Origin of the sequence: Methylobacterium indicum (assembly GCF_001043895.1) — a bacterium.
Classification (GTDB): domain Bacteria; phylum Pseudomonadota; class Alphaproteobacteria; order Rhizobiales; family Beijerinckiaceae; genus Methylobacterium; species Methylobacterium indicum.
Map to the genome: position 1 here is coordinate 1 of NZ_JTHF01000171.1, position 12,110 is coordinate 12,110.

General features: G+C 72.3%; 10 protein-coding genes. 8 read left to right on the plus strand and 2 right to left on the minus strand.

Annotated features, from left to right (window positions below; genetic code table 11):
* Positions 1-187: 187 nt before the first annotated feature.
* The 5 genes from QR78_RS20045 (at position 188) to QR78_RS20065 (ending at position 6,534) form a co-directional block, all read left to right on the plus strand.
* Positions 188-1,516 carry an MFS transporter gene (locus tag QR78_RS20045; RefSeq protein ID WP_048429340.1) on the plus strand — a complete coding sequence of 443 codons (1,329 nt, stop codon included), beginning with the start codon at positions 188-190 and terminating at the stop codon, positions 1,514-1,516.
* 8 nt (positions 1,517-1,524) lie between these two features.
* On the plus strand, positions 1,525-2,631 hold the full coding sequence (locus tag QR78_RS20050) for a metallophosphoesterase family protein (RefSeq protein WP_048429341.1): 1,107 nt from the start codon (positions 1,525-1,527) through the stop codon (positions 2,629-2,631).
* A gap of 252 nt (positions 2,632-2,883) precedes the next feature.
* Positions 2,884-4,155 carry an arsenic transporter gene (locus tag QR78_RS20055; protein WP_048429342.1) on the plus strand — a complete coding sequence of 424 codons (1,272 nt, stop codon included), beginning with the start codon at positions 2,884-2,886 and terminating at the stop codon, positions 4,153-4,155.
* A 45-nt stretch (positions 4,156-4,200) separates the two neighbouring features.
* On the plus strand, positions 4,201-5,127 hold the full coding sequence (locus tag QR78_RS33040; protein WP_244276571.1) for a DMT family transporter: 927 nt from the start codon (positions 4,201-4,203) through the stop codon (positions 5,125-5,127).
* A gap of 15 nt (positions 5,128-5,142) precedes the next feature.
* Positions 5,143-6,534 carry a TAXI family TRAP transporter solute-binding subunit gene (locus QR78_RS20065; protein WP_053220998.1) on the plus strand — a complete coding sequence of 464 codons (1,392 nt, stop codon included), beginning with the start codon at positions 5,143-5,145 and terminating at the stop codon, positions 6,532-6,534.
* 33 nt (positions 6,535-6,567) lie between these two features.
* On the opposite strand, the gene glcF is transcribed toward QR78_RS20065, so the two are convergent.
* Both glcF and mbfA read right to left on the minus strand, forming a co-directional pair.
* Positions 6,568-7,911: a glycolate oxidase subunit GlcF gene (glcF, locus tag QR78_RS20070; RefSeq protein WP_048429343.1), complete on the minus strand. Its 1,344-nt coding sequence runs from the start codon at positions 7,909-7,911 to the stop codon at positions 6,568-6,570.
* Positions 7,912-8,074: 163 nt separating this feature from the next.
* Complete coding sequence (gene mbfA, locus QR78_RS20075; RefSeq protein ID WP_048429349.1) at positions 8,075-9,043, minus strand: iron exporter MbfA; 969 nt, start codon at positions 9,041-9,043, stop codon at positions 8,075-8,077.
* A 557-nt stretch (positions 9,044-9,600) separates the two neighbouring features.
* Here mbfA and QR78_RS20080 point away from each other — a divergent pair.
* From QR78_RS20080 to QR78_RS20090, 3 genes are all read left to right on the plus strand, one after another.
* Positions 9,601-10,332 (plus strand): lysophospholipid acyltransferase family protein, encoded by a 732-nt coding sequence (locus QR78_RS20080; protein ID WP_048429344.1) that lies wholly within the window; start codon positions 9,601-9,603, stop codon positions 10,330-10,332.
* A complete protein-coding gene (locus QR78_RS20085; protein ID WP_048429345.1) occupies positions 10,329-11,663 on the plus strand; it encodes a 3-deoxy-D-manno-octulosonic acid transferase in 1,335 nt (444 codons plus the stop codon). The genes QR78_RS20080 and QR78_RS20085 overlap by 4 nt, the downstream gene beginning before the upstream one ends.
* Positions 11,660-12,110 (plus strand): tetraacyldisaccharide 4'-kinase (locus tag QR78_RS20090; RefSeq protein WP_048429346.1); only part of this gene is annotated, 451 nt, incomplete at its 3' end. The genes QR78_RS20085 and QR78_RS20090, both read left to right, overlap by 4 nt.

Here is a 12,110-nt window from a genome sequence, read left to right on the forward strand (position 1 = left end):
GTCCGGGCGCGCCCCCGCCTCCGCCCACGCGCAGGTTCTGACCCCGGCCTGAGACCAGCGGCCGAAGACGACCTGCGCGGCGCGAACGCACCGCGCAGGTGCTTAATCCCTATGGCATCGCAACTTTCCGCGATCTCGCCGGTTCTCGGCTCCGGATCGGTCGGTCCTTCCTCAGGGAGACATCACGGTGAGCTCGGCAACCTCCGTTCCTGCCTCTGCGTCCGCGCCGTCCGATCGACAGCCGTCCCGGCGTGCGCTGCGCGGGCTCGACGCGCTCAACTTCACCCTGGCGGACGTACGCGACGGACTCGGGCCGTACCTGGCGATCTACCTCATCGCCGTGCGCGGCCCCGACCAGGGCTGGAACGAGGCGACCACCGGCATGGTCATGACGATCGCCGGCATCGCCGGCCTGATCGCCCAGACCCCGGCAGGCGCGCTGATCGACCGCTCCCGGCACAAGCGCGCCATCGTGATCGCGGCAGCGCTCGCCGTCACCCTGAGCTGCCTGGCGCTCCCCTTCATCTCGAATTTCTACGCGGTGGCCGCCACCCAGTCGCTCGCCGGCATCGCCGGGGCGATCTTTCCGCCGGCGCTCGCCGCCATCACCCTCGGGGTGGTGGGCCCCAAGCTCTTCGCCAAGCGCATCGGCCGCAACGAAGGCTTCAACCATGCCGGCAACGCCGTCTCGGCGGCGCTCGCCGGGGGGCTCGCCTATCTGTTCGGGCCGATCGTGGTGTTCTGGCTGATGGGCGTGCTCGCCGCCCTCTCGATTGGCGCGATGCTGATGGTGCCGGAGGACGCGATCGACAACGACCTCGCTCGCGGCCTCGACAGCGCCGAGGACCAGTCCGGCGCCGAGCAGCCTTCCGGCCTGACCGCTCTCCTGCAGAACAAGTACCTGATGCTGTTCGCGCTGCTCGCGGCGATCTTCCACCTGTCGAACGCCGCGATGCTGACCTCGGTCGGGCAGCTCCTCACCCACCTGTCGGGCAAGGACAACGCCACCTCGCTCATCGCGATCTGCATCGTGGCGGCGCAATGCGTGATGGTGCCGGTGGCGATGTTCGTCGGCCACAAGGCCGATGCGATCGGCCGGAAACCCATCTTCCTCGCCGCCTTCGGGGTGCTGGCGTTGCGCGGCGTGCTCTACACCTTCTCGAACAACCCGTTCTATCTCGTGGGGGTGCAGCTCCTCGACGGCATCGGCGCCGGCGTCTACGGCGCGCTCTTTCCGATCGTGGTGGCGGACCTGACCCGCGGCACCGGGCGGTTCAACGTCAGCCAGGGCGCGGTCGCGACCGCCCAGGGCCTCGGCGCCTCGTTGAGCGCGACCCTCGCGGGGCTGATCATCGTGTCGGCCGGCTACTCGACGGCGTTCCTGACGCTCGCCGGCATCGCGGGCCTGGGCTTTGCCCTCTACCTGACGATGATGCCCGAGACCCGGGGCTTCGAGCCGGCCCAGGCCGGCACGCCCTCTGGACCGACCCGTCGTCCCGCCCTTCAAGGGGTCTGAGTGCGGCCATGACAATCCCCCTCGCCTTCGCGCATATCGGCGACCTCCACCTCACCGGGGCGGAGGCCGACAACGCCCGCGACTTCGCCGCCATCGTGGCGCAGCTGAACGACGTCTCCGGGAACGAGGGTGCGGGCCTCGACTTCGTGTTCGTGCCCGGGGACAACGCCGATAACGGCCGGCCCGAGCAATACGCCCTGGTGCGGGCCGGCCTCGATCGGCTCCGCCTGCCGGCCCACGTCATCACCGGCGACCACGACATGGAGGGCGGCAGCCTCGACGCCTTCTATGGCGGGCTCGACGCGCCGCGCCTGCCCTACGCGGTGGAGGTGCGCGGCGTGCGCTGCCTCTTCCTCGACATGTGCGGACCGGGCTCCGGCGGGCCGGATTTCCGCCTCGGCGCCGATCAGGTCGCCTGGCTCGCCGCCGAGCTGGATCGCGCCGGGACACGTCCTTGCGCCCTGTTCATGCACAGCTACCCGGCGGACCTGAAGGGCGAGGGTGAGGCCGAGCGCGTGGCCGATCTCGTCCATCGCGGGCCGGTGCGCCTCGTCGAGATGGGCCACACCCACTACAACGAACTCGCCAATGACGGGCGCACCGTCTACGCGGCGACCCGCTCCACCGGGCAGATCGAGGAAGGTCCGGTCGGCTACGCGGTGGCGGCCATCGACGGCGGCGTGACGAGCTGGCGCTTCAAGGAGCTCGCCCGGCCCTGGCCCTTCGTGCTGATCACCGCGCCCGCCGACCGGCGCCTCGCCTGCGACGCCGGCCAGGTGGTCGGCGAGGACGTGACCCTGCGCGCCCTGGTGCTGGGTCCGGCCGAGACGGTGGAATACCGCATCGACGACGGAGCGTGGCGGCCGATGGGGCGGGAGGACGGCGCACGCTGCTACGCGACCACCATCGCCTGGCCGGCGGACGCCCGGGCGATCGCGGTCCGAGCGACGGGCGGGGGCGCCACCGACACCGACACGATCGAGCCGGCGACCGATCCGAACGGACTGCCCACGTCCCGCGGGATCGGCAGCGATGCCGATGCGCTCGGCGCCTGGGAGGCGCGGGGACTCCTGGGGACGCAGCTCGGACCGAACCGTAACGGGCGGCAGTGGTGATGGAGAACCACCCGCTCCGCGAAGCGAACCGCAACGGCTGAAATTCTTCCCAACCGCGACCTCGCCCCGAGGTGCGACCAACGGGAGCCTCGCAGGAGGCCTCGCCCACTGTGATTCCTGGGGCCCTCCTTCGAGGCTCGTTCCACTCGCACCTCGGAATGAGGCCGCGGGTGGGAGGGCCGCGAATGCGGGTGACCCTAGGCCGAACACCCTTCAGATCCTCCCGACCGTGACGACAGGACCTTTCCCCCGATGGCCGCGCTGACGCTCAGCCCCAATCTCGCGACCTGGGCGATCGCCGCCCTCGCCACCCTCGGCGTGATCGTGCGCCCGTTCTCCTGGCCGGAGGCGATCTGGGCGGTCACGGGCGCCCTCGCCCTGGTGCTGCTCGGCCTGCTTCCGGCCGGGACCGCCTGGGAGGGCGTGCTCAAGGGCACCGACGTCTACCTGTTCCTCGTCGGCATGATGCTGATGTCCGAGGTCGCCCGGAAGGAGGGCCTGTTCGACTGGCTCGCCGGCATCGCGGTGCGCACCGCCCAGGGCTCGGCGACCCGGCTCTTCACCCTGGTCTACCTCGTCGGCACCGTCGTCACGGTTTTTCTGTCGAACGACGCCTGCGCGGTGGTGCTGACCCCGGCGGTCTACGCGGCGACCCGGGCCGCCAAGGTCGAGAACCCGCTGCCCTACCTGTTCATCTGCGCCTTCATCGCCAACGCGGCGTCGTTCGTGCTGCCGATCTCGAACCCGGCGAACCTCGTGGTCTTCGCCGAGCACATGCCGCCGCTGACCCGGTGGCTCGCGCTGTTCGCCCTGCCGTCGCTGCTCGCGATCGGGACGACCTACCTCGTCCTGCGCCTGACCCAGAACGGCACCCTCAAGCAGCAATCGGTCGCCACCGACGTCGAGGCGACGGCGCTCTCCCGCACGGGAATCGTCGCGGGCCTCGGCATCGTGGCGACCGGCGCGGTGCTGATCGGCGCCTCGGCGCTCGGGCGCGATCTCGGCCTGCCGACCTTCGTGGCGGGGCTCGCCACCACCCTCATCGTGCTGGCGCTCCGCAAGGGGAGCGGCGCGGTCGAGGTGGTGAAGGACGTGTCCTGGAGCGTGCTGCCGCTGGTCGCCGGGCTGTTCGTGCTGGTCGAGGCGCTCGAGAAGACCGGCGTGCTGGCGATGATCGCCGACACCCTGAAGCAGGCCGCCACCGCCGCGCCGACCGAGACCGCCTGGGGCGCCGGCGCGCTGATCGCCATCGCCTGCAACCTCGTCAACAACCTGCCGGCGGGCCTGATCGCCGGGGCTGCGGTCCAGGCCGCGCACGTCCCCGAGAAGGTCGCGGGCGCGGTGCTGATCGGCGTCGATCTCGGGCCGAACCTCTCGGTCACCGGCTCGCTCGCCACCATCCTGTGGCTCACGGCCATCCGCCGCGAGGGCCAGGACGTCAGCTTCTGGAGCTTCCTCAAGCTCGGCCTGTTGGTGATGCCGCCGGCCCTCGCGCTGGCGCTCGCCGGTCTTCTTCTCGTCTGACCGCTCCTCCTCGTCCGATTCCCCTCCCACAGGAAGGTTGTCCCGGTGTCGATCGCCGCGCTCCTCTATCCCTTCATCCTGGTCGCCGGTGCGCTCCAGGCGCTCGGCAACGCGATGAACGCGCAGCTGCGCGGGCACATGGTCAATCCGTGGCTCGCCGCCACGGTGTCGTTCCTGCCGATCGTGTTCGTCTTCACCACCCTGTTCCTGGTGATGCCGACGCCGCTGCCGAGCCTCGAGACCCTGGAAAAAATGCCCTGGTACGCCCCCCTCGGGGGGCTGGCCGGCGCGGTCGCGGTGTTCGGCGGGCTCGCCTTCATCGACAAGGTCGGGGCGGGACCCTTCAACGGCCTGACCTTGACCGCCAACATCATCACCTCGCTCGCCCTCGACGCGTTCGGGCTGTTCGGGCTCCAGGCCGCCGGCTTCAAGCCGCTGCCCTGGCTCGGCGGGCTCATGATGGCGGCCGGCGTGGTGTTCATTGCAAAGACCGCGGGCAAGAAGGACGAGGGCGAGAGCCACGGCATGAGCGGCAAGCTGCTCTACCCGTTCATCCTGGTGGCCGGCGCCCTGATGGCGATCGGCGTGGTGTGGAACTCGCAGCTGCGCGGGGCGCTGGTCAATCCGTGGCTCGCTGCCACGGTGTCGTTCCTGCCGGTCGTCTTCGCCTTCGCGCTGATGACCCTGCTGAAGCCCACGCCGCTGCCGACCCGCAAGGACCTGGCCGGGGTGCGCTGGTGGATGCCGCTCGCCGGCCTCACCGGGGCGGTCGCGGTCTTCGCGGGCCTGCTCTTCGTCGACAAGGTCGGGGCCGGCGCACTGAACGGGCTCCTCATCACCGCGAACCTGCTGACCTCGGTGGCGCTCGACCATTTCGGCTGGCTCGGCATGCGTCAGGTCAAGGCCGGGCCGCCGCGCCTCATAGGCGCTGCCCTGATGGTCGGCGGGATCGTGCTGATCTCGGTGTTCTGAGCCGGATTCGCGCCGATGCCCGCCCTCCCGGACTGGGTCTTGCGGCGCGAGACCTTCGCGGCCCTGATCGTGGCGGCATTGGCCGCGGCGATCGGGGTCGCACTTTACTTGAGCCAGGCCACCACCCTCACCATCGCGGTCGCCCCGCGGGACGGGACCGAGCCGGCCCTGATCAAGGCCTACGCCGACGCGCTCGCGGCGGGGCGGGAAAACATCCAGCTCAAGATCCTGTCCTTCGACGACGTGCGCGAGAGCGCCGCCGCGCTCCAGGACGGCCGGGCCGACCTCGCGGTGGTTCGCCCCGACGTGCTCTTGCCGACGAACGCCCTGACGCTCGCGATCCTGCGCGACCAGGCGATGCTGATCGTCTCGCCGGAGGCTTCGGGAATCACCGGCTTCCCGAAACTCGCCGGCAAGCGCCTCGGCATCGCGGCCCACAAGAGCGCCGATTTCTGGCTGCTCAAGAACATCCTGGCCTATTACGACCTTGCCCTCGACACCCAGGACGCGGGACAGGCGGGCGCTCCGGTGCCGGCCCACACGGTCCGCCTCGTCGCCCTCGATGGATCGGAGGCGGCGGCCGCGATCCGCGACCGGCGGGTGGATGTCTTCGTCAGCATCATCGCGGCCTCGGCCCCGAAGGCCCGCGGGCTCGTCGAGGCGGTGCGGGGGATCGCCCGCAACGGCAAGCTCGCCTTCGTCGACGTGCCCGACAGCGACGCGGTGATCGAGCGCTTCCCCCGCCTCCAGGCCGTGACCGTTCCGGCCGGCCTGTTCGGCGGACGGCCGAAGCTGCCGGCGGACGACGTCAAGACGGTCGGAGCCTCCTACCGGCTGATGGCCCGCAAGTCGCTCAGCCGGACCCTCGCGGCCGACGTGACCCAGCACCTGTTCGAGTTGCGCACCGCCGCCGCCGAGGCGACCGACGCGGCCGAATACGTCCAGGCGCCGGCCTACGAGACGACGGTCGCGGCGACGAGCGCCCGGATCCCGATCCATCCCGGGGCGATCGACTATTTCGAGCGCGAGCAGCACGGCGTCGTCGAGCGCTACGGCGATACGCTCTACCTCCTCGCGGCCCTGGCCGGCGGCCTCGCCTCGGCGGTGGCCTGGCTGCGCCAGCGCCTGGCGAGCCTGCGCCGCGAGCGCATCGACGAGGTGACCGATCGCCTGCTCGAGATCACCGACCAGGCCCGGGCCTCCCGCGACCCGGAGGCGATCGCCGGCCTTGCCGTCGAGATCGACAAGCTCGCCATCGAGGTGGTGCGCGACATGCGCCGGCGCGAGCTCGATTCACGAACGATGGCGGCGGTGTCGATCGCCATCGACACCGCCCGGGCGACCGTCGCGGATTGCCGGGCGGCGGCGGGGGAAACGGCGGAGGTTGCGGCGCCGCCGGTGCTCTGAATTCCGTCGGCCGGCGACCGGGGCGCCCGCCGCCTATTCCGCCGCCGCCAGCGCCGGCCGCTTGTCCGACACCCCGTCGAGGGCCGCCGGGCGCGGCCCGCCGGTCGCCCAGTCGAGGAGTTCCACCGTGTGGACGATCGGGATGGCGGTACCCTTCCCGATCTGGGTGGCGCAGCCGATATTGCCGGTGGCGATCACGTCGGGCCGCACGCGCTCGATGTTGGCGACCTTGCGGGCGCGCAGGTGCGCGGCGAGTTCCGGCTGCAGGATGTTGTAGGTCCCGGCCGAGCCGCAGCAGATGTGGCCCTCGGGCACGTCCTTCACGGTGAAGCCGGCCCGCGCCAGCAGCGCCTTCGGCTCGGTGCGCAGGCCCTGGCCGTGCTGCATCGAGCAGGCGGAGTGGTAGGCGACGACGAGGTCGGTCTCGACCACCGGCGCGGACAGGCCGAGGCCTGTGACGTACTCGGTGACGTCGCGGGCGATCGCCGAGACCCGGGCGGCTTTGTCCGCATAGGCCGGGTCGTCGCGGAACATGAAGCCGTAATCCTTGATCGTGGTGCCGCAGCCGGACGCCGTGACCACGATGGCGTCCAGCCCCTCGCCGTCCATCTCGGCGATCCAGGCGTCGATCGTACGCCTGGCGAGCGCGTGCGAGGATTCCTCGTGGCCCATGTGGTGGGTGAGCGCGCCGCAGCATCCCTCGCCCTTGGCCTGCACCACCTCGACGCCGTGGCGGTTCAGGAGCCGGATCGCCGCCTCGTTGAAGTCGGGCCGCAGCACGCTCTGGGCGCAGCCGCGCAGGAGCGCCACCCGGCCCCGGCGCGGGCCGGCGGCGGGGAAGCGGCCGGGCCTGTCCTGGGCCGAGCGGGTCGGCAGCGCGCCGGGCGCGAGGTCGAGCATCGCGGCGAGCCGGTTGCCGACCTTCGGCATCTTCGCGGCGATGCCCCGGAACGGCCGGCCGAGGGTGGCGCCGAGGAGCGCCAGGCGGAAGCGGTTCGGGTAGGGCAGCACGCGGGCCAGCACCGCGCGCAGGAGGCGGTCCTCCGCCGGGCGGGAATAGGTTTTTTCGATGTGGGCGCGGGCATGGTCGACGAGGTGCATGTAGTGCACCCCCGACGGGCAGGTGGTCATGCAGGACAGGCAGGACAGGCAGCGGTCGACGTGCTTGACCACCTCCGGGCTCGCCGGCTTGCCCCCCTCCAGCATGTCCTTGATCAGGTAGATGCGCCCGCGCGGCGAATCGAGCTCGTCGCCGAGCAGCAGGTAGGTCGGGCAGGTGGCGGTGCAGAAGCCGCAATGCACGCAGGTGCGAAGGATCTTCTCCGAGGCCGCCATGGCCGGATCGGCGAGCTGCGCGGGGGTGAAGCTGGTCTGCACGGCGTTTCCTCGGGCGGCGTCTCGGAGGACGTCTCTTGATGGGCCGTCCGCTCGGGCCCACGGGTCCCCTGTATCTAGACCATTTTCAAGGTCGCGGGAGCGGCTTTCGGGGCCGCCCCGCGCGCACGGTGCCGCACGCGGCCGGGTCGCGCCGGACGACGGGTCAGGCGCTGCCGATGGCGACGCCGGCGAGCAGCACCAGCACCCCGCCGAGCACCACCTGGAGGGCGGCGCGCCAGAACGGCGTCTCCATGTAGCGGGTGCGGATCGCCGAGATGGCGCAGAGCTCCACCACCACCACCAGGGCGGCCAGCACGGTGGCGATCGCGAAGGCGTTCGACCAGGAATCCGGCACCAGGTAGGGCAGCGTGTGGCCCAGGCCCCCGACCGTCGTCATGACGCCGCAGACGAGACCGCGCAGCCAGGGCGAGCCGCGCCCGGTGATGCTGCCGTCGTCGGACAGGGCCTCGGTGAAGCCCATGCTGATGCCGGCGCCGATCGAGGCGGCGAGACCGACCAGGAAGGTCTGCCAGTTGTTGTGGGTGGCGAAGGCGGCGGCGAAGAGCGGCGCGAGCGTCGAGACCGAGCCGTCGATCAGCCCGGCGAGGCCCGGCTGGACGTAGCGCAGCACGAACAGGCGGTGGGCGGCCCGTGCCTCCTCGGCGGCGGCGTCCCCGCTCTCCTGCTCGGCCGACAGGGAGGCGGCGCGGTCGCCGTGGCCGCGCTCGATCTCGGCGAGCCGGGTGAAGAGCTGGCGCACCCCGAGATCGCGAGACAGCTCCGCCGCCCGCTCGTAGAAGGCCGCGGCCTGCGCCTCCATCCCCTGCGCCTCCCGCCGCATCCGTGCCGCATCGAGGCCCTGCCACCACACCGGCCGGCGGCGGGGAAAGCCCTTCACGTCCTCGCGCCGCAGCGGCGGCAGGTGCTCGCCGAAGCGCTGGCGATACGCGGCGTAGAGGTCGTCGCGGTGTCCCGCCTCCTCCTCCGCCATCGCCTCGAACACCCCGGCCGAGCCCGGCAGGTCGGCCCGCAGGCTCTCGGCGAAACTGCGGTAGATGCGGGAATCCTCCTCCTCGTTGGCGATGGCGAGGGCCAGCACCTCGCGTTCGGTGAGATCGGTCAGGGCCTTCACGGGCATGCTCCAGTCTGGAATGGCTCCAATCTAGAGATTGGAGCCATTCCAAACAAGGGCTTGCGTGCATCGCACCATCCGGGGCCGGGCGTCGCACGGACGATGGCCCTCGACGACCGGGCCGGTCTCGGGCATCCTGACACGCCGCCGGTCGCACACCTTCCCCAACGGCATCTTTGACATTGTGAACGGTATCAGTGATTTAGCTGGTAGAGGCTCCCCCGCACTCGCGGGGATCGACCGCCACCACCATCGCTATCCTTGGTATCGTGACAGGCTCCCCCGCACCCGCGGGGATCGACCCGCCACCTTCACCAGGATCAACACGCGGCTCGGAGTTCCCCCGCCCTCCGCGGGGATCATGTCCGCCCTGGCAGGCGTGCGCTGCCGCACGCCGCTGCCCGCATCTGCGCCCGCGCGGCGGTTGCCTCGCGGGCCCGAACGGAGCATGACGGCGCCCGGATTCGCGCGGGCCCTTGCGTCCCGCGGGTGCGAGGCCGCGCGGGGGGCTTGTCCCGCGCTCCGAAGAGCCCGTCCTCCCGAACGAAGTGCTGCCGATGAGCGTCGTCACCCGCATCGCCCGCAGCCGGGCCGCCCAGGAGAGCCTCGGCTACCTCGGCGCGAGCTACCTGAAGCTGGTGCAGGGCACGAACCGCTTCAGCCTCGATCCGCCCGGCGCCTACGACTGGCTCACGCCGCTGCGGCCGTTCATCATCGCGATGTGGCACGGCCAGCACCTGATGGTGCCGTTCGTGCGCCGGCCGCAGGACCGGGCCGCCACCATGGTGTCGCGCTCGGTCGACGGCGGGGTGAACACCGCCGTCCTGGAGCGGATGGGCGTGCGGGTCATCCGCGGCTCGGGCGCGCGGCGCGCGCGCGACATCTGGGCCAAGGGCGGGGTCCAGGCCCTGCGCGGCTGCCTCAAGGCGCTGGAGGACGGCGAGTCGGTGGCCTTCAGCGCCGACGTGCCGAAGGTGTCGCGGCGCTGCGGCGAGGGTATCGTGATGCTGGCACGGATGTCCGGCCGGCCGGTGGTACCGACCGCCGTGGTGACGAGCCGCTACCTGCAATTCGACAGCTGGGACCGGGCGAGCCTCGGCCTGCCCTTCGGCCGCGGCGTGATGGCCTTCGGCGAACCGATCAGCGTCCCGCGCGACCTCGACGCGGCGGGGATCGAGGCCGCGCGCCTGCGCATCGAGACCGATCTCAACGCGGTCCATGCCCGGGCCTTCGCGCAGGTCGGCCGGATCGATCCGGTCCATACCCGCAAAGGGGCCTCCGCCCGATGAGGCGCGAAGAGACGGGCGCCCGCGAGCAGCGGGCCGTCGACCTGCCGGCGCTGCTGCGCGCCTATCATTACGGGTTGATCGTCGGCGAACCGGCCCTCGCGGGGCTGCTGGCCTGGCGGCGCCGGCGCGGCAAGGAAGACCCGGTGCGCCTGCCCGAGCGCACCGGCCGCCCCGGCAAGCCGCGGCCGGCGGGCCCGCTGGTCTGGGCCCACGGGGCCAGCATCGGCGAGGCCCTGTCGCTCCTCGGCCTCGTCGAGCGGCTGATCCGGCGCGGCTTCACGGTGCTGGTCACCTCCGGCACCCGCACCTCGGCCGAACTCCTGGCCCGACGGCTGCCGCGGGGGGCGCTGCATCAGTTCGTGCCCCTCGATGCGCCGCGCTACCTCGCCCGCTTCCTCGACCATTGGCAGCCCGACCTCGCCCTCGTCGCCGAATCGGAATTGTGGCCCAACACCATCCTGGCGCTGCACGCCCGCGGGGTGCCGCTGATCCTGGTCAACGGGCGGATGTCCGAACGCTCGGCCCGGGGCTGGGCGCGCACCCCGGCGGTGGCCCGTGCGCTCCTGTCGCGCGTCGCGCTCTGCCTCGCCCAGAGCCGGGAGGAAGCCGAGCGCTTCGCCCGCCTCGGCACCCCCCGGGTGGAGACCGGCGGCAACCTGAAATTCGACGCGAGCCCGCCGCCGGCCGATCCCGAGGCGCTGCGCCAGCTCCAGGGCGTGACGCAGGGCCGCCCGGTCTGGCTCGCCGCCTCGACCCATCCGGGCGAGGAGGCCGCGGCCGCCTCGGTCCACCGGGCGCTGGCGCGAAAGCATCCGGGCCTCCTCACCCTCGTGGTGCCGCGCCATCCCGACCGCGGGGCGGAGGTGGCGGCGCAGGCCGCCGCGACGGGCCTGCGGGTCGGGCGCCGCGCGACCGGCGGACAGCCGCACGACAAGGTCGACCTCTACGTCGCCGACACGGTGGGCGAGCTCGGCCTGTTCTACCGCCTGTGCCCGGTCGTCTTCGTCGGCGGCTCGCTCGCGCGTCACGGCGGCCAGAACCCGATCGAGCCGGCGCGTCTCGGCGCGGCGATCCTGGCCGGGCCACACGTCCGCAACTTCGCACAGGTCTACGCCGCCCTCGAACGCGCCGGGGGCGCCCGGACCGTACGGGACGGGCAGGAACTGACGGCGGCGGTCGATGCCCTGCTCGGCGATCCCGAGCAGGGCCGGGCGATGGCCCGGGCGGGGGCGGCGGCGATCGAGGCGGCCGGCGGCGCCACCGATCGCGCCATGGCGGCCCTCGAACCCTTCATCTGCCAGCTGATCATCGCCGGTCGGTTCGCCTCGTGAGGCAGGCCCCGGGCTTCTGGTGGCGCGAGACGTCGAGCCCGGCGGCCCGGCTGCTGGCGCCCGTCGGTCACGTCTACGGCGCTCTGTCCGCCCGCCGGATGGCGCGGGCCGGCACCGGCGTGCCCGCGCCGGTGGTCTGCATCGGCAACTTTTCCCTCGGCGGCGCCGGCAAGACGCCGACGGCCCTGGCGGTGGCGGGCCTGCTCCACGACCTCGGCCGGCGCCCGGCCTTCCTGAGCCGGGGCTATGGCGGGCGGCTCGCCGGCCCCGTCCGGGTCGATCCCGCCCGGCACGGTGCCGCGGAGGTCGGCGACGAGCCGCTGCTGCTCGCCCGCGCGCATCCGACGATCGTCGCCCGCGACCGGGTCGCGGGGGCGCGGGCGTGCCTGACGGAAGGCGCCGACGTGGTGGTGATGGATGACGGGCTGCAGAACCCGGGCCTCGCCA